This is a genomic window from Kocuria soli (assembly GCF_003797835.1).
Taxonomy (GTDB): domain Bacteria; phylum Actinomycetota; class Actinomycetes; order Actinomycetales; family Micrococcaceae; genus Kocuria; species Kocuria soli.
Genome location: NZ_RKMF01000006.1, coordinates 14807 through 32147 on the forward strand (window position 1 = coordinate 14807; position 17341 = coordinate 32147).

A 17341-nucleotide genomic window follows, 5' to 3' on the forward strand; every position below is an offset into this window, starting at 1 on the left:
GCCGTCCTACCGCTGATCGCTGAGTCGGTGCTCGGCCGAGCGGTCCGCGGCCAGGCTGTAACCCACGTTACGAACCGTCGTGATCACATGTTCGTGGTCGGGCCCGAGCTTTGAACGCAGCCGTCGCACGTGGACATCAACGGTCCTGGTGCCACCGTAGTAGTCATAGCCCCACACCTCGGACAGCAGCTGGCTCCTGGTGAAGACGCGCCCCTGGTTCTGGGCCAGGAACTTCAAGAGCTCGAACTCCTTGTACGTGAGGTTCAGGGCCTCGGTCCCCACGTGCACCGAGTACGCTGCCTCATCGATCACGATGGCACCGGCCTGGATCCGCAGGTCCTCCCCACCGTCCTCGACCGCCGCCGTTCGTGCAGAGGCCAGCCGAAGCCTGGCCTCGACCTCGGCGGGGCCCGCGGTGTCGAGGACGACGTCGTCGACCATCCAGGTCGCGGCCACGGCTGCCATGCCACCCTCCGTGAGGACCATGATCACGGCGGCCTCCAAGCCCTTGGCGCGCAGCAGCTGAGCGAGGTTGCGGGCGGAGATCAGGTCCGTGCGTCCGTCGACGATCACCACGTCGGCGGTGACGGCATCGACGGCGCCGGAGACGGTGCGCGTGGGCTGGACGGCCACGCGGTGATTGAGCAAGTCAAGAGCGGGGAGCACGGTGGAGGAAGGCACGGCGGAGTCGGTGAGCATCAGAATCTCGATCAACCGCCTGGCTCCTGTTCTCCGTCTGTCCTGCGTGTCCGCTACGGCACGGACAGGTGCTGGGGACCCGACTGCGATTATAAAACCCCGTGTTACTGACGTATTGCGCCGTGTGTCGCGGGTGCCTGGTACGGGCAGGTGAGCGTGGGCCCCTGGGATGATCTGCTGCAGTGCGGAATCCGGCTATCGTTGGCTCTCGACGTCCTCGCGGCGTCTCTGCCAGAACAACCGGTACCGGCCTACCGCGCAGTCGGAACGGCCCAGCCGCCACAACGTCCTCACCGCGGACGTCGAGCCAGGAAAGCATCCGATGCGTTACCTCCAGATCGTCGCCGTCTCCGTGCTGGCGCTGGTGATCGCCCTGGCGGCTGCCGCCATCGGCGGGGTGGCGCCGGTTGTCGTCGTGATCGCGATGAGTGTCGTGATCGGCCTGGGCTGGTCCCTGGCCGTGGGCATCCGCGCTCGCTACCGGCACAACGTCATCATCCTGGTCAGTGGCATCCTGGCTGCGCTGCTGTCCTGGCTGCAGCCCGATCAACGCCTCGTGTGGCTGCCCGCCATCGTGGGCATCGCGCTCATCGCCACCTTCCTGGCCGAACTCGTCCGCGGCGAAGGCGCCCGGCACCGGTTGGAGTCCACGATCTCCTCGGTCGTGGCCGTTCTCGCCGCGGTGTCCAGCTCGGGATGGATCGCGCTGTCCCAGTACCTGCACGCGTCGGAGGGGTCGCCCGTGGCGGCCATCGTGATCTCCGGTCTGGTGAGCTTCCTGGTGATCGGTGTGATCGGAGCACGCATGATCGCAGCAGCCCCGAAGGAGGGGCCTCGGCGGGGGATCGCATCCCTGGGCGTGACCCCGGTGGCACTGCTGGGCCCGGCCGTCTTGTTCACGTCCCAGTTCGTGGGCCTCGTGGTAGCTTGAGCCCATGCTTGCTCTAGAGATCTTCTACCTCGTCCTGCTCGTCCTGGCCGTTCTTTGCATCGCGGGCGTTGCCGCGGTCGTCCTGAAGGGTCTGTTCAAGGGTCAGAAGTAATCGTGCCGATCGAAATTCCCTCCGATCTCACGCCGGAACTCGTACCGTTCGCGTGGCTGTTGGGTGAATGGGAGGGCGACGGTTTCCTGGGCTACGGCGATGTGGACCAGCGCCCCTTCCGCCAGCACGTTCACTTCGCGCACCACGGACTTCCGTTCCTCGAATACCGCGCCGAAACGCACCTGATCGACGAAGACGGGCTGCCTGCGCGACTCATTGCGGTGGAGAACGGTTTCTGGCAACTCGAGCGGTCCTTCGAGGACGGCGACCTGGGCCCGGGTCTGCTGCCCCCCGATGTCGTCCCCGTCCTGCGTGACGCGGACTCCGTCGAGAAGTTGCGCACCGCGGACGGAGGATTCCCCGTGCTGGCCACGATCAACCGCCCCGGGGGAGTCTCCGAGCTTTACCTGGGGGAGATCAACGGGCCCCGGATCCAACTCGGCACGGACGCGGTCATGCGCTCGCCGGGCGCCAAGCAGTACACGGCCGCCACTCGAATGTTCGGCCTGGTCAACGGCGACCTTTTCTGGGCCTGGGACATGGCGGCCGAAGGGCATCCGCTGGGCACACACGCCTCCGCGGAACTCAAGAAGAAGGACTGATTGCACGTGGCCGGAGCCACCTACCGTTCCCCGATTCTCGATGCGGCCCCCGGGGCGGTGGAAGCCACGGGACCGGATGCCGGAGTGGCAGCCCACTACGGCGACCCGCTGCGGGAACAGCGGGCCCTGGCCGCCGGAGACGCGGTGGTCGACCTGTCCCACAAGGGAGTCCTGACCGTCTCGGGCCAGGATCGTCTCACGTGGCTCACCACCTTGAGTTCCCAGGTCCTCACGGGCATCGTTCCGGGAGACAGTTCCGAAACCCTTTTCCTGTCGGTGCAAGGCCGTGTGGAGGCTGCACCGCACGTTCTCGACGACGGCAGCTCCGTGTGGCTGATCGCTGAACCGGGAGAAACAGCACTGCTCAAGGACTGGCTCGAGTCCATGCGGTTCGCCTTGCGCGTGGAGGTTGCCGACCGCACTGCCGATGTCGCCGTCGTGGGGGCCACGCGCGTTCCGGAGCACCTGGCGGTTCTGTCCCGTCAACTCACCGCGAGCCCCTTTCCCGGGGCGCACCCAGACCCGGCCACCGCGCTTCCGCTGGTGTGGGACGACCCGTGGCCGGGCGTCACGAACGGTGGTTGGGGTTACGCGATCCATGACGATCACCCCGGACGGGAGAGGTCGTGGCACGAGGTGCTCGTCCCACGCCCCTTGCTCGTCGATGCCCTGACGGGCCCGGCTGCGGACGGCCTGGGACTGGCTGGCTCCTGGGCGGCCGAGGCCTTGCGCATCGAAGCCTGGCGCCCCCGTGCGTTGGTCGACGCCGATGAGCGCACGGTGCCGCACGAACTGGACTGGTTGCGAACCGCCGTGCACCTTCAGAAGGGGTGCTACAAGGGGCAGGAGACCGTGGCCCGGGTCCACAACCTGGGGCACCCTCCGCGCCGCCTGACGTTCCTGGACCTCGACGGCTCCGAGCACACCGTCCCTCCCGCCGGCTCGGAGGTCCTGGCGGGGGACCGGGTGGTGGGCCGAGTGACCGCGGCCCAGATGCACCACGAGGCCGGTCCCATCGCACTGGCTGTGCTCAAACGATCCGTCGACCCAGCTGCGCAACTCAGGGTGCGCAGCGTCCACGAAGCATCCGACGGCACCGAGGGATCGCAGGATGCCCCGGCGGAGGTCGGTGAGCAGTGGGCCGCGGCGCAGACCGTCGTCGTCCCACCCGAGGCCGGCCAGACCGTCCAGCGGGAGAAGGGCTTCCTGCGCGGTCCCCGCGGCTGATTCTCCCGTCGGTCAGCACATGGCTGCGGCCCCCGGACCGTCAAGGTCTGGGGGCCGCACCACGGGTCAGAGGGCGGTGTCAGCGTCCGAAGAGCACCTTCGCCTCGTTGTAGCGTGCCTCCGGGACCGACTTGAGCCCGTCCAGGGCCTCGGTGAAGTCAACCCGCACGACGTCGGTTCCGCGCAGGGCAACCATCTTGCCCCACTCGCCGTCGCGCACCAGGTCCACGACGCCCATGCCGAAACGCGTGGCCAGCACGCGGTCGAAGCCCGTGGGCGCTCCACCGCGTTGGATGTGGCCCAGCGTGGTGTTGCGGGTCTCGATGCCGGTCAGGCGTGCGATCTCCGCGGTCACGTACTCGCCGATGCCGCCCAGACGCGGGCGGCCGTCGGCTTCCAGGCCCTTGTCGTGCAGGACCTCGTCGAAGCCCTCGGGGATGAAGCCCTCTGCCACGACCACCAGTGGCGAACGGCCGCGTTCATGGACCTCGGAGACCCAGGCGGCCACCTGTTCCATGGGGACCCTCTGCTCCGGGATCAGCACGGCGTGCGCTCCGGCGGACATGCCCGAGTGCAGGGCGATCCAGCCGACGTGACGTCCCATGACCTCCGCGACCATGCACCGGTGGTGAGAATCGCCGGTGGTGCGCAGCCGGTCCATGGCATCGGTGGCGATCTGGACGGCCGTGTCGAAACCGAACGTGTAGTCCGTGGCCTGGAGGTCGTTGTCGATGGTCTTCGGAACACCGACCACGGGCAGCCCAGCGTCGGCCAGGCGCTTGGCTCCGGCGAGGGTTCCTTCACCGCCGATGGCGACAATGGCGTCGACACCCAGTTCCTTGATGGTCCGGGAGATGTTCTCCGGGCCGCCGTTGGGACCGTCGAAGGGGTTGGTGCGAGAGGTGCCGAGGATGGTGCCGCCCTGACGCGCCAGCCCGCGCACGGAGGTGCGGGGGATCTCCATGACGTCGCCCTCGACCACGCCGCGCCAACCGTCCAGGAAACCCACGAACTCGTAGTCGTAGGACTTGATGCCGTGCAGCACGGCACCGCGGATCACGGCGTTCAGGCCGGGGCAGTCGCCGCCGCTGGTCAACAGACCGATCTTCATGCTCACTCCTCAAGGAGATAGGGGACCGACAGTGCCGTTGCGGGGTCCGATTCAAGATCCTCGGGACTGCCGGTGAAACTGCTCCCCAGTCTAGGAGCTGACCTACGGGAAGGGGCGGCTGTTGGCAGTAGATGCCGTGAACACTGCCCGACGGGTGAGCGTTAAGTTCCGGTTCACCGGACCGTGAGACGTGGCCCACTAGGATGGAAGGGATGATCCAGGCACCCTCGCGGTGCACCCGCCGTCCCGAAGGAGTGGTTGAGATGCCCGAAGTCCCACAAGAGAACCTCCGGGAGTTCATCGACAAGCTCGTGGAACAGGGGTACACGGTTCAGGAGGGGCATTCCCCGGACCCGGACCTGATCGATCCGGGTGGATCCGCGGTCGAGACCTGGCGTGAGGGCTACCCCTATGCCGAGCGTATGTCCCGTGACGACTACGAGATGGAGAAGTACAAGCTCCAGATCGAACTGCTCAAGCTGCAGTACTGGTCCCAGGACAACAACCTGCGCCACATTCTGGTCTTCGAAGGCCGTGACGCCGCGGGCAAGGGTGGCACGATCAAGCGCTTCATGGAGCACCTCAACCCGCGTGCGGCCCGCACCGTGGCGTTGAACGCCCCGACCGAACGTGAGCGCGGACAGTGGTACTTCCAGCGCTACATCCAGCACTTCCCGACCTTCGGTGAGATGGTCATGTTCGACCGGTCCTGGTACAACCGCGGAAACGTGGAACGGGTCATGGGATTCTGCACCGACGACGAGTACGAGTCCTTCATGGAGCAGGCCCCGGTTTTCGAAAAGATGATCGTGGACTCCGGGATCCACCTGACCAAGTTCTGGTTCTCGGTCACCCAGCACGAACAGCGCACCCGGTTCGCGATCCGCCAGATCGACCCCGTGCGCCGGTGGAAGCTCTCCCCGAACGACCTCGCCTCCCTGGACCGCTGGGACGAGTACACGTTGGCCAAGGAAGAGACCTTTCGCCGCACGGACACGGATCACGCCCCGTGGATCACCATCAAGTCCAACGACAAGAAGCGCGCACGCCTCAACGCGATGCGCTATTTCCTCAACCAGTTCGACTACGAGGACAAGGACGACTCGGTGGTCTACGAACCCGACCCCCTGATCGTGCGGCGCGGTCGCGACGCCGTCGACGACTGACCCCCGCCCGAGAAACGCCGAGGCCTCCGTTTCGGCCCTGAACCTGCTGGGTTCAGGGCCGAAACGGAGGCCTCGGCACGTGGGGCCTGCGCCTCAGTGGCTGTCCGCGAACACCCAGGCGGCTGCCGCATTCACGCCGGTCACTGTGAACACCGAGGGCCACGCCCCGATCTTCTTGGCCAGCGGGTGGGAGAGGCCGAATCCGAGCAGGTACGTGGTTCCCAGGGCGGCCGTGGTGATGGGGCCACACTTACGCCACCAGTTGTGTGCGGCTGCAGCCCCGGCCGCGAAGAGGACGGCACCGCCCAACGGACGGACTCCGGTCCAGCGGGCCACACCGTAACCACCGATGAGTCCGGCCGAGACCATCGCGGCGGTCGGGATCTGTTCGTTGGCCGCCAGTGCGCCGGTGTACAGATCCGTGAGGTGCTCGGTCACCGTGGTCTCGCCGGTAGCGGAGTGAGCGGTGGCGTGGTGGTTGGTGAGGTTCTCGGACATGCTTTGGTCCTTGTCTACGTGTTCCGGATGTGCTGCCGGCGGCGTCTGCAAAGACCGCAGGCGATCTGCGCGCCGGATGCTGCTTCGAGCCCGGTGTCAGCCGAGGTCAGGTCGCTGATCCCAGGAACTCTTGGAGTCGACGGAGACCCTCGGCCAGGTCGTCGTCGCCCAGGGCGTAGGAGAGCCGGAAGTACCCCGACGGGCCGAAGGCCTCTCCGGGAACCACGGCCACCTTGGCCTGGTTCAGCACCAGTTCGGCCAGTTCGGCGGAGGTTTGCGGCACGGTCCCTCCGAAGTTCCGGCCCAGCAGGGAACGAACATCGGCGTAGGCGTAGAACGCACCCTGCGGGGTGGGGACCTCGACCCCGTCGATGGCGTTGAGGCCTTCGACGATCGTCTTCCGCCGACGGTCGAAGGCGGCCTTCATGGCCTCCACTTCGTCCATGGGCCCGGTCAGGGCTGCGATCGCCGCGCGCTGCGCGATGTTGTTGACGTTGGAGCTCAGGTGGGACTGCAAGTTGCCCGCCGCCTTGATCACGTCCTTGGGGCCGATCATCCAGCCCACGCGCCAGCCCGTCATGGCGTAGGTCTTGGCCACGCCGTTGAGCACGATCACGTTCTCACCCAGCTCGGGGCAGGCGCCCGCGATCGAGGTGAACTGCAGACCGTCGTAGACCAGGTGCTGGTAGATCTCGTCCGTGATGACCATGAGGCCCTTTTCGGCGGCCCACGCACCGAGCGCCTTGATCTCCTCGGCCGTGAACACCGCGCCCGTGGGGTTGGACGGTGAGCACAGCAGCAGCGCCTTGGTCCCGTCCGTGCGGTGCTCCTCGAGCATCTCCGGGGTCACCTTGTACCCGAGCTCTGGTCCGGCGAACACCTCCACGGGGGTGCCACCGGCCAAGCGGATGGCCTCGGGGTACGTCGTCCAGTAGGGGCTGGGCAGCAGGACCTCGTCGCCGTCGTCGACCACGGTCTGGAAGCTCTGGTAGACGGCCTGCTTGCCGCCGTTGGTCACGATGATCTGGGACGGGTCGACGTCCCAACCCGAGTCCCGGGCGGTGGCCGCGGCAATGGCTTCGCGCAGGGCGGGGAGTCCGACACCGGGGGAGTAGCGGAAGTTGGAGGGGTCCTTGAGCGCCTCGGCCGCTGCATCGACGATGTAGGCGGGGGTGGGGAAATCCGGCTCACCGGCGCCGAAACCGATCACGGGTTCCCCCGCGGCCTTGAGTTCCTTCGCCTTCGAGTCGACCGCGAGAGTGGCCGAAGGGGCGATGGCGGCGATCCGCCGGGAAATGCGCTGTGCGCTGCGATCTGAACGGTGCTCGGACATGATCGGAGCATCCTCCTCGTGACCTTCGGGGAACGGGCGGGCAAGACACCATGCTACTCACCGCCCCCGGGTGGCCACAGGTGGCTTACGGCGCCTTCCGTGCGACGGTGAGGTAAGAGCAGTTCTGCCCCGATGCGGCCCGCAATTGCGGGGTGCCGACAACTGGCCTAACATGATGGGCTGGTCCAGGACCCCACCACTGCGTGACGCCCGCGACGATCGACGCCGCGGGGCGGACGGGGGTGGTAAGGTCTTGGACCGGTGTTTGAACAGGAAACGTGGGGTCTTCAGGCCGTGCGGTTCCGGAGGACACATAGGGCAGTGGCGCAATTGGTAGCGCAGCGGTCTCCAAAACCGCAGGTTGCAGGTTCGAGTCCTGTCTGCCCTGCGTCGCACCGTCGTCGTGCGGAGTCGAATGCCCCGGTGAGTCAACACGAGCCTGGGCGGCACCGTAGGACGACGGGAAACCGACCGAAACCGAGGACGACGCGCGTAGTACCTCGAGGAGAAACCATGTCGCAGAACACAGCCACCGAACGCCCCGGCGGCGAACCGGACGAAGCCCCCCGTGGGATCTTCGGCCGGATCTTGCTGTTCTTGCGGCAGGTTTTCGGTGAACTGCGCAAGGTCCACACACCCACACGTGGTGAACTGGTGCAGTACGTGCTGGTCGTCCTGGTCTTCGTGGCCTTCATGATGGCGCTGATCTCCCTGCTGGACCTCGGGTTCGGACAGCTGGCCATGCTGGTCTTCGGCGAAGGAACGATCGGCAGCTGACCGTCGGACCGAATCGATCGGCGATCACCCGCGAGACCTGCGCACCATGCGGACTCAACCGGATGCGTGGTGCGACGTGCAAACACCGGGCACCGGGCCCACCTGAGGCCCCCGGGCCCCGAGCAGAGGAAGCAGGACACCTGACGTGACCGAGCCCCAGTCCGAGAACGACATCGAGCTGACCGCCGAGTCCCAGACCGAGCAGCCCCAGGCCGACTCGGTCGATCAGGCTGCCCAGGACGCGGCCGCTGCGGAGGCTCCCGAGGCCGCCCAGGAAGCTGACCCGGCCGAGGAACCCGTCGACCCCCGCGCGGAGTTCGCGGCAAAGCTGCGCCGCCAGGAAGGTGACTGGTTCGTCATCCACACCTACGCGGGCTACGAGAACCGCGTGAAGACCAACCTGGAGACCCGTATCCAGTCCTTGAACATGGAAGAGGACATCTTCCAGATCGAGGTCCCCATGGAAGAGGTCGTCGAGATCAAGAACGCGCAGCGCAAGACCGTGCGCCGCGTCCGCATCCCCGGCTACGTCCTGGTCCGCATGAACCTGACCGACGCTTCCTGGGGCGCCGTCCGCCACACCCCGGGTGTCACCGGCTTCGTGGGACAGGACGCCTACAACCCGAACCCGTTGACGATCAACGAAGTCGTCGACATGCTCAACCCCGTCTTCGAGACTCCGCAGACCGCACCGGCGGAGGGCGAATCGGCGGCACCCGCAGGTGCCCCCGCCGCCGCTTCTGCGCCGTCGGTCACCGTGGACTTCGAGGTCGGCGAGTCCGTGATCGTCAAGGAAGGCGCCTTCGCGACCCTCCCCGCCACGATCTCGGAGATCAAGGTCGAGTCCCAGCAGTTGGTCGTGCTCGTGTCGATCTTCGAACGCGAGACCCCCGTGACCATTGCCTTCGACCAGGTCTCCAAGATCTGATCCATCCCAAGACTTCGGTGGGGTTCCGGGACACGCTTTGCCCGGGACCCCACCGTTCGGTCACCGCGCCACGGTGACCACCCGCCGTCGTACGCTCCTGTGCGGCGGTACGTTCAGCAGAAAAGGACCATCACCATGGCTCCCAAGAAGAAGGTCTCCGGCCTGATCAAGCTGCAGATCCAGGCAGGCGCCGCCAACCCGGCCCCGCCCGTTGGCCCCGCGCTCGGTGCGCAGGGCGTCAACATCATGGAGTTCTGCAAGGCCTACAACGCGGCGACTGAGTCGCAGCGCGGCAACATCATCCCCGTGGAGATCACGGTCTACGAGGACCGTTCCTTCACCTTCATCACCAAGACCCCTCCGGCCGCTCAGCTGATCAAGAAGGCTGCCGGCATCGCCAAGGGTTCGGGCGTCCCGCACACCCAGAAGGTCGGCAAGATCACCTGGGACCAGGCTCGTGAGATCGCGACCACCAAGCAGGAAGACCTCAACGCCAACGACGTCGAGGCAGGCGCCAAGATCATCGCAGGCACCGCCCGCTCCATGGGCATCGAGGTCGAGTGATCCGGGTTCTTCCCGATCACCCAACCTCCACCCGCTGACCAACAGCAGACAAGAACACGTGGCAGGGCCGAGCGCGGTCCGTAACGACCACGACTGCACAAGGAGAAAAAGCAGATGGCTAAGCGCAGCAAGGCGTACAAGGCAGCAGCAGCCAAGATCGAAGAGGGCAAGTTCTACAGCCCCGCCGAGGCCGTTGCCCTGGTGAAGGAGATCAACTCGTCCAAGGCCGACGCGACCGTCGAGGTCGCCATGCGTCTGGGCGTGGATCCCCGCAAGGCAGACCAGATGGTTCGCGGCACCGTGAACCTGCCCAACGGCACCGGCAAGACCGCGCGCGTCGTGGTCTTCGCCCAGGGTGACAAGGCCGCAGCGGCCGAAGCCGCGGGTGCGGACTTCGTCGGCTCCGACGACCTCATCGCCAAGGTGGCCGGCGGCTGGACCGACTTCGATGCCGCCGTGGCGACCCCCGACATGATGGGCAAGGTCGGCCGACTGGGCAAGGTCCTGGGTCCCCGTAACCTCATGCCGAACCCCAAGACCGGCACCGTGACCATGGACGTGGCCAAGGCCGTCAACGACATCAAGGGCGGCAAGATCGACTTCCGCGTCGACAAGCACTCGAACCTCCACTTCATCATCGGCAAGTCCTCCTTCGAGCAGAAGGCGCTGGCCGAGAACTTCGGTGCCGCTCTGGAAGAGGTGCTTCGTCTGAAGCCGTCCTCCTCCAAGGGCCGCTACGTCACCAAGATGACCGTGGCTTCGACCTTCGGCCCCGGCGTCCCGGTTGATCCGAACGCCACCGAGGTCGTCACCGACTGAGACGTGAAGAACACATGAGCACCGGTCCGACCGGTGGTCAGGGTCAGGGCCCGATCGCACCGCGATCGGGCCCTGACCCGTCTCCGGACCGTGGTCAGCTTCCTGCGCCACTGGGCGTGCACCGGTCGCTGACCTCTTGTGATGGCGCAACGGTCGTCACCTGCCCGGTGGCTCACTAGGCTGGGGGCGCGGGCAACCCCTATGCGTGCCCCACACCGAGCTGTCCCAGTCCACCGTGAAGGAACACCGTGTTCCCCTCCGAGTCCGTCACCATCCAACAGGTGCGCATCCCCGAGACCTTCGACGACGACGCCGCACGCGTCCTCGGGGAGATCGCCGACCTGGTCCGCCGTTCCCGCGAATCCGTGTGGGGGACCAGTGACCTGGCCAATGACGCGGAAGGGATCTTCCAAGACCTGCACGACCCCTGGGAGCGTGTGGTGTTGCTCGAGGCCAGGGAGCACGGTCGGCTGGTGGGGCGGGCGGAGATCCGGCTGTCACTGATCGTGAACACCCGTAGCGCCCAGATCTTCCTGACCGTGGACCCGGATCACGAAACCGGTGGGGTGGGTACCGAGTTGTTGGCCGCCGCCGAGTCCGTGGCCCAGTCCGAGGCGCGACGCCACCTGGTGATCCACTCGGAACACCCGGGCCCGGAAGACCTCCAGGGGGACGGGCGGATCGGCTCGCCCACCGGCACCTTGCCGATCATCGACCCGGATGCGTGGATCACGGCCGCGGACGGTTCTGGGCGGTTGCCTGTCTCCAACCGTCAGACGCGGTTCGCCAAGCGGTTCGGCTACGACCTGGAGACCGTCAGCGACGTGAGCCGGATCAGGGTGCCGTTGGACCCGGCGGACCAAGAGAGGTTGACCGCCGAGGTGCTCGCCCACCGGGGCGCGGAGGACTACCGCACCCACACGTGGACGGGTGCGGCACCGGAACAGTGGCTCGAATCGCTGGCGCGACTGCACGAACGGATCCCGTCGGACTCCTTCGTGCCGCCGCCGCTGTGGGACCCGGAGCCGTGGGACGCCGCGCGGGTGCGCCGGACCGAGGAACTGCGGGCGGAGAACGGTTACGCCTCCTGCATGGCCGTCGTCGAACACATCGCCACGGGGGAGCTCGTGGGCATGACGGAACTGGTGGTCCCCAGCGGTGAGACGCACATCTGCTTCCAGGACGAGACCGTGGTGCTGAGAGAGCACCGCGGCAAGCGGCTCGGGCTGCGCCTCAAGCTGGCAAATCTGGAGGCGCTTGCACGGGAGTTCCCCGGCGCGCGAAGCATCTACGTGTGGACCCACAGCGGGAACACCCGGATGAACTGGGTCAACCGCCGGCTGGGTGCCCAACCCCTGGGCAGTTCCGCGGTGTGGTCCCGCAAGGTGGGCCTGGAATAGTCCGCGGCCGTGCGGTAGGGGGCGTGACCGGCGTCAAGTTGTGCCGCGCGTCCACGAACGTTAGAGTGAGGGCATCCAAAGACCGTCGGTCGTGGTGAGTCAAGTCTGCAGCTCAAAGGAGCTGAGCGTGAGGAACCGCCGTAAGAGCCCGTGGGGGCGTCCAACGCAGGTGACCTTGAACGTGATCGTTCGAGCTGGCTCGGAAACGAGCAGCTAGATCTCCACGCCCTGGCTCCTGCCGGGGCGTTTTTTCATGGGTCCGAACGGATGCGACCGGCCCACCAGGAAAGGAGTGCCATGGCGAACCCGGAAAAGGCCGCCGCGGTAGCAGAGCTCAAGGAGCAGTTCTCTGCTTCCACTGCTGCTGTGCTGACCGAATACCGCGGTCTCTCGGTGGCTCAGCTCAAGCAGCTGCGCCGCGCACTCGGTGAAGAAGCCGAGTACGCCGTGGTGAAGAACACGCTGGCCGGCATCGCCGCCCAGGAAGCCGGTATCGACGCATTCGAGGGCAAGCTCAGCGGCCCCTCGGCCATCGCGTTCGTCGCCGGTGACCCGGTCGCCGTCGCCAAGTCCCTGCGTGACTTCGCCAAGGAAAACCCGGAACTGATCCTCAAGGGCGGCTACATGGATGGCGCCGCGCTTGACGAAGACGGAATCAAGAAGCTCGCGGACCTCGAGTCCCGCGAGGTTCTGCTGGCCAAGGTCGCCGGTGCTGCTCAGGCATCGCTGTCCAAGGCTGCCGCGCTGTTCCAGGCCCCGCTGTCCAAGACGGTCCGTACGGCCGAGGCGCTGCGCGCCAAGGTCGAGGAGACCGGCGAGGCCGCCTGACGTTCGTACGTCACCACAAACCGCAAGACCCCAGATCTGAACCATTCATGCGCCCCGCACGGGGCAGTGAACACAGAGCCAAACCAAGAAGGAGCCAACACCATGGCCAAGCTTTCCACTGAGGAACTGATCGACGCGTTCAAGGAGCTCTCCCTGATCGAGCTCTCCGAGTTCGTCAAGGCCTTCGAGGAGACCTTCGACGTCACCGCTGCCGCTCCGGCCGCCGTTGCCGTTGCCGGTGCCCCGGCTGCCGGTGGCGACGCCGCCGCTGCTGAGGAGCAGACCGAGTTCGACGTCATCCTCGAGGCTGCCGGCGACAAGAAGATCGGCGTCATCAAGGAGGTGCGCGCCCTGACCTCCCTCGGACTGAAGGAGGCCAAGGAGCTCGTCGACGGCGCTCCCAAGCCGGTTCTGGAAGGTGCCTCCAAGGAGGACGCCGAGAAGGCCAAGGAGCAGCTCGAGGGCGCAGGCGCCACCGTCACCCTCAAGTGAGCTCCGCGGCTTGAGCCGCAACTCGTTTCGAACGAACCCCGTGCATCTCATGCGCGGGGTTCGTTCGCGTTCCACCGGGCCATACCAGAAAGTTGAGGTCAGACGAGCAGGGGCTGGACACGCCGCGTTCCTTGCCCTATCCTGGATCTTTGCGTCGTCCCTGATTTCAGCGTGCCTTCATATAGCGGTGGGCGCCCCTCGAAACGCTACAGCTCCTGCACTTCCCCTCGTCAGCTAGCCGGTCATCGGCAACCTGGACCAGACTGTAGCCTTCGACACATCGGACGGGAACCGCGCGATTCACTTGCAGATCTGTGGAAGGAATCTCATCTTGGTCGCCTCGAGCACCGATTCGTCCGTCACCGCAAACACGACAGGGAACAACACTCCCCGTCGTGTCTCTTTCGCAAAGATTCACGAGCCCCTTGAGGTCCCGAACCTCCTGGCGCTGCAGACCGACAGCTTCGACCGTCTGATCGGCAACGAGAAGTGGCAGGAGCGCCTCCGCCAGGCGCAGGAAGCCGGCCAGTCCGGCGTGCCCACCACCTCGGGCCTGTCCGACATCTTCGAAGAGATCTCCCCGATCGAGGACTTCCAGGGCACCATGTCCCTGTCCTTCACCGAACCGGAGTTCTACGACCCCAAGTACACGGTCGAAGAGTGCAAGGACCGTGACGCCACCTACTCGGCACCCTTGTACGTCAAGGCCGAGTTCATGAACAACACCACGGGTGAGATCAAGCAGCAGACCGTGTTCATGGGCGACTTCCCGCTCATGACCGACAAGGGCACGTTCGTGATCAACGGCACCGAGCGTGTCGTCGTGTCCCAGCTGGTGCGTTCCCCTGGTGCCTACTTCGAGAAGGGCCAGGACCGGACCTCGGACAAGGACATCTTCTCCGCGAAGATCATCCCGTCCCGCGGCGCCTGGTTCGAACTCGAGATCGACAAGCGTGACCAGGTCGGCGTGCGTCTGGACCGCAAGCGCAAGCAGTCCGTGACCGTGCTGCTCAAGGCGCTGGGCTGGACCGAGTCCAAGATCCTGGAGGAGTTCGGCGAATTCGACTCCATCCGCGCCACCCTGGAGAAGGACACCACGGAGACCCGCGAGGACGCTCTGCTGGACATCTACCGCAAGCTGCGCCCGGGAGAACCGCCCACGGTGGACGCTGCCCAGCAGCTGCTGGACAACATGTACTTCAACCCGAAGCGCTACGACCTCGCCAAGGTCGGTCGCTACAAGATCAACCGCAAGCTCGGCATCGACAAGGGCTTCGACGATCCGGATGCCTCCGTGCTGTCCATCGAGGACATCGTGGCGATGATCCGCTACCTCGTGACCCTGCACGCCGGGGGCGACTCCATCCAGGGTGTACGCGACGGCGAAGCGCGTGAGATCCGCATCGACGTCGACGACATCGACCACTTCGGCAACCGCCGCATTCGCGCCGTCGGTGAGCTGATCGAGAACCAGATCCGCACGGGCCTGTCCCGCATGGAGCGCGTCGTGCGTGAGCGCATGACCACGCAGGACGTCGAGGCGATCACCCCGCAGACCCTGATCAACATCCGCCCCGTGGTGGCCGCGATCAAGGAGTTCTTCGGGACCTCGCAGCTCTCGCAGTTCATGGACCAGAACAACCCGCTGGCCGGTTTGACGCACAAGCGTCGTCTCTCCGCGCTGGGCCCCGGCGGTCTCTCCCGTGACCGCGCCGGCATGGAGGTCCGTGACGTCCACCCGTCGCACTACGGCCGTATGTGCCCGATCGAGACCCCTGAAGGTTCGAACATCGGTCTGATCGGCTCGTTGGCCACCTACGCGCGGATCAACCCGTTCGGGTTCATCGAGACCCCGTACCGTCGCGTCGTCAACGGCGTGGTGACCGACGACGTCGTCTACCTGACCGCCGACGACGAGCGCGGTGCTGTGATCGCCCAGGCCAACGCACCGTTGACCGACGACCTGCGCTTCGCCGAGGACGCCGTGCTGGCCCGTGCCTCCGACGGATCCGGTGAGGCCGTGCTGGTCGAGCCCTCCGACGTCGAGTTCATGGACGTCTCCCCGCGCCAGATGGTGTCGGTGGCGACCGCCCTGATCCCGTACCTGGAGCACGACGACGCCAACCGAGCCCTCATGGGTGCCAACATGCAGCGTCAGGCCGTGCCGCTGCTGGTCACCGAGGCCCCGCTGGTCGGCACCGGCATGGAGCGCTTCGCCGCGATGGATGCCGGCGACTCCGTGCTGGCCGTCAAGCCGGGCGTGGTGACCGAGGTCGCCGCCGACCACGTGACCGTGGCCAACGACGACGGCACCACCAAGGACTATGTGGTGGGCAAGTTCGTCCGGTCCAACCCGGGCAACACCTACAACCAGCGCGTCATCGTCTCCGAGGGCGACCGGGTGGAGAACCGTACGGTCATCGCCGACGGCCCCTCGACCGACCACGGCGAACTGGCTCTGGGCAAGAACCTGCTGGTCGCCTACATGTCCTGGGAAGGCCTGAACTACGAGGATGCGATCATCCTCTCCCAGCGCATGGTCTCCGACGACGTCCTCACCTCGATCCACATCGAGGAGCACGAGATCGACGCCCGCGACACCAAGCTCGGTGCCGAGGAGATCACCCGAGATATCCCGAACGTCTCCGAGGAAGTGCTCTCGGCCCTGGACGAGCGAGGCATCATCCACATCGGTGCCGAGGTCCAGGCCGGCGACATCCTGGTCGGCAAGGTCACCCCGAAGGGTGAGACGGAACTGACCCCGGAGGAGCGCCTGCTGCGCGCCATCTTCGGCGAGAAGTCCCGCGAGGTCCGCGACACCTCCCTGAAGGTGCCCCACGGCGAGTCCGGAACCGTGATCGGCGTGCGGGTCTTCGACCGCGACGACGACGGCGACGACCTCCCGGCCGGCGTCAACCAGGTGGTCCGCGTGTACGTCGCGCAGAAGCGCAAGATCACCGACGGTGACAAGCTGGCCGGCCGTCACGGCAACAAGGGCGTGATCTCCAAGATCCTGCCCGTCGAGGACATGCCGTTCCTGGCCGACGGAACCCCGGTGGACGTCATCCTCAACCCGCTGGGCGTGCCCGGCCGTATGAACCTGGGCCAGGTGCTCGAGGTCCACACCGGCTGGCTGGCCAAGCAGGGCTGGGAGATCGAGGGCAACCCCGAGTGGCTGGATCGCCTGACCGACTTCCCGAAGTCCACGGGACAGGTCAACGTGGCCACCCCGGTGTTCGACGGCGCCCGCGAGGACGAGATCTTCGACCTCCTGGACCACTCGAACACCACCCGTGACGGTGATCGTCTGATCAACCACACGGGCAAGGCCCAGCTGTTCGACGGCCGCTCCGGCGAACCGTTCCCGGACCCGATCTCGGTCGGCTACCAGTACATCCTGAAGCTGCACCACCTGGTGGACGACAAGATCCACGCGCGCTCCACCGGCCCGTACTCGATGATCACCCAGCAGCCGCTGGGCGGTAAGGCGCAGTTCGGCGGTCAGCGTTTCGGTGAGATGGAGGTCTGGGCCCTCGAGGCTTACGGCGCCGCGTACACGCTGCAGGAGATCCTGACGGTCAAGTCGGACGACGTTCACGGTCGTGTGAAGGTCTACGAGGCCATCGTGAAGGGCGAGAACATCCCGGAGCCGGGTGTCCCCGAGTCCTTCAAGGTCCTGATCAAGGAGATGAAGTCCCTGTGCCTGAACGTCGAGGTTCTCTCGGCCGACGGACAGACCATCGAGATGCGCGATGCGGATGACGAAGTCTTCCGCGCGGCCGAAGAGCTCGGCATCGACCTGTCCCACTCCGAGCCCAGCTCGGTCGAAGAGGTCTGAGCCGCACCCGCGCCGT

General features: G+C 66.3%; 16 protein-coding genes and 1 tRNA gene. 13 read left to right on the top strand and 4 right to left on the bottom strand.

Going from position 1 to position 17341, the window contains the following annotated elements; genetic code table 11:
* Positions 1-6: 6 nt before the first annotated feature.
* Positions 7-714: a response regulator transcription factor gene (locus tag EDL96_RS05850; RefSeq protein WP_123824873.1), complete on the bottom strand. Its 708-nt coding sequence runs from the start codon at positions 712-714 to the stop codon at positions 7-9.
* 307 nt (positions 715-1021) lie between these two features.
* Here EDL96_RS05850 and EDL96_RS05855 point away from each other — a divergent pair, with 307 nt between their 5' ends.
* The 3 genes from EDL96_RS05855 (at position 1022) to ygfZ (ending at position 3571) form a co-directional block, all read left to right on the top strand.
* Positions 1022-1630 (top strand): hypothetical protein, encoded by a 609-nt coding sequence (locus tag EDL96_RS05855; RefSeq protein WP_123824874.1) that lies wholly within the window; start codon positions 1022-1024, stop codon positions 1628-1630.
* A 114-nt stretch (positions 1631-1744) separates the two neighbouring features.
* Entirely contained in the window at positions 1745-2344 is a 600-nt protein-coding gene (locus EDL96_RS05860) for an FABP family protein (protein WP_123824875.1), read from the top strand.
* A gap of 6 nt (positions 2345-2350) precedes the next feature.
* On the top strand, positions 2351-3571 hold the full coding sequence (gene ygfZ, locus EDL96_RS05865) for a CAF17-like 4Fe-4S cluster assembly/insertion protein YgfZ (RefSeq protein ID WP_123824876.1): 1221 nt from the start codon (positions 2351-2353) through the stop codon (positions 3569-3571).
* Positions 3572-3650: 79 nt separating this feature from the next.
* Here ygfZ and EDL96_RS05870 read toward each other — a convergent pair whose 3' ends face one another.
* Complete coding sequence (locus tag EDL96_RS05870) at positions 3651-4682, bottom strand: 6-phosphofructokinase (protein ID WP_123824877.1); 1032 nt, start codon at positions 4680-4682, stop codon at positions 3651-3653.
* 263 nt (positions 4683-4945) lie between these two features.
* Between EDL96_RS05870 and ppk2 the strand changes: the two genes are divergently transcribed.
* Positions 4946-5848: a polyphosphate kinase 2 gene (ppk2, locus tag EDL96_RS05875; protein WP_199732546.1), complete on the top strand. Its 903-nt coding sequence runs from the start codon at positions 4946-4948 to the stop codon at positions 5846-5848.
* A gap of 93 nt (positions 5849-5941) precedes the next feature.
* Here ppk2 and EDL96_RS05880 read toward each other — a convergent pair whose 3' ends face one another.
* On the bottom strand, positions 5942-6346 hold the full coding sequence (locus EDL96_RS05880; protein ID WP_407656914.1) for a hypothetical protein: 405 nt from the start codon (positions 6344-6346) through the stop codon (positions 5942-5944).
* A 106-nt stretch (positions 6347-6452) separates the two neighbouring features.
* On the bottom strand, positions 6453-7679 hold the full coding sequence (locus EDL96_RS05885; RefSeq protein WP_123824879.1) for a pyridoxal phosphate-dependent aminotransferase: 1227 nt from the start codon (positions 7677-7679) through the stop codon (positions 6453-6455).
* A 315-nt stretch (positions 7680-7994) separates the two neighbouring features.
* Between EDL96_RS05885 and EDL96_RS05890 the strand changes: the two genes are divergently transcribed.
* The 9 genes from EDL96_RS05890 to rpoB all read left to right on the top strand — a co-directional run bounded on the left by EDL96_RS05890 (position 7995) and on the right by rpoB (position 17325).
* A tRNA-Trp gene (locus tag EDL96_RS05890) sits at positions 7995-8067 on the top strand.
* 125 nt (positions 8068-8192) lie between these two features.
* Complete coding sequence (gene secE, locus EDL96_RS05895; RefSeq protein WP_123824880.1) at positions 8193-8456, top strand: preprotein translocase subunit SecE; 264 nt, start codon at positions 8193-8195, stop codon at positions 8454-8456.
* Positions 8457-8601: 145 nt separating this feature from the next.
* Positions 8602-9384: a transcription termination/antitermination protein NusG gene (gene nusG / locus EDL96_RS05900; protein ID WP_123824881.1), complete on the top strand. Its 783-nt coding sequence runs from the start codon at positions 8602-8604 to the stop codon at positions 9382-9384.
* Between the two features lie 135 nt (positions 9385-9519).
* Positions 9520-9948 (top strand): 50S ribosomal protein L11, encoded by a 429-nt coding sequence (gene rplK / locus EDL96_RS05905; RefSeq protein ID WP_123824882.1) that lies wholly within the window; start codon positions 9520-9522, stop codon positions 9946-9948.
* A gap of 114 nt (positions 9949-10062) precedes the next feature.
* Complete coding sequence (gene rplA / locus EDL96_RS05910) at positions 10063-10767, top strand: 50S ribosomal protein L1 (RefSeq protein ID WP_123824883.1); 705 nt, start codon at positions 10063-10065, stop codon at positions 10765-10767.
* Between the two features lie 248 nt (positions 10768-11015).
* Entirely contained in the window at positions 11016-12167 is a 1152-nt protein-coding gene (locus tag EDL96_RS05915; protein ID WP_123824884.1) for a GNAT family N-acetyltransferase, read from the top strand.
* 297 nt (positions 12168-12464) lie between these two features.
* Positions 12465-12995: a 50S ribosomal protein L10 gene (gene rplJ / locus EDL96_RS05920; protein ID WP_123824885.1), complete on the top strand. Its 531-nt coding sequence runs from the start codon at positions 12465-12467 to the stop codon at positions 12993-12995.
* Between the two features lie 102 nt (positions 12996-13097).
* On the top strand, positions 13098-13487 hold the full coding sequence (gene rplL / locus EDL96_RS05925; protein WP_123824886.1) for a 50S ribosomal protein L7/L12: 390 nt from the start codon (positions 13098-13100) through the stop codon (positions 13485-13487).
* A 331-nt stretch (positions 13488-13818) separates the two neighbouring features.
* On the top strand, positions 13819-17325 hold the full coding sequence (rpoB, locus tag EDL96_RS05930; RefSeq protein WP_123824887.1) for a DNA-directed RNA polymerase subunit beta: 3507 nt from the start codon (positions 13819-13821) through the stop codon (positions 17323-17325).
* Positions 17326-17341: the final 16 nt, after the last annotated feature.

Coding starts and splice junctions, on each gene's coding strand:
- EDL96_RS05885 (WP_123824879.1), bottom strand. CDS start 7,679: ATGTCCGAGCACCGTTCAGATCGCAGCGCACAGCGCATTTCCCGGCGG.
- EDL96_RS05870 (WP_123824877.1), bottom strand. CDS start 4,682: ATGAAGATCGGTCTGTTGACCAGCGGCGGCGACTGCCCCGGCCTGAAC.
- EDL96_RS05880 (WP_407656914.1), bottom strand. CDS start 6,346: ATGTCCGAGAACCTCACCAACCACCACGCCACCGCTCACTCCGCTACC.
- rplL (WP_123824886.1), top strand. CDS start 13,098: ATGGCCAAGCTTTCCACTGAGGAACTGATCGACGCGTTCAAGGAGCTC.
- rplJ (WP_123824885.1), top strand. CDS start 12,465: ATGGCGAACCCGGAAAAGGCCGCCGCGGTAGCAGAGCTCAAGGAGCAG.
- rplK (WP_123824882.1), top strand. CDS start 9,520: ATGGCTCCCAAGAAGAAGGTCTCCGGCCTGATCAAGCTGCAGATCCAG.
- rplA (WP_123824883.1), top strand. CDS start 10,063: ATGGCTAAGCGCAGCAAGGCGTACAAGGCAGCAGCAGCCAAGATCGAA.
- EDL96_RS05855 (WP_123824874.1), top strand. CDS start 1,022: ATGCGTTACCTCCAGATCGTCGCCGTCTCCGTGCTGGCGCTGGTGATC.
- ppk2 (WP_199732546.1), top strand. CDS start 4,946: ATGCCCGAAGTCCCACAAGAGAACCTCCGGGAGTTCATCGACAAGCTC.
- secE (WP_123824880.1), top strand. CDS start 8,193: ATGTCGCAGAACACAGCCACCGAACGCCCCGGCGGCGAACCGGACGAA.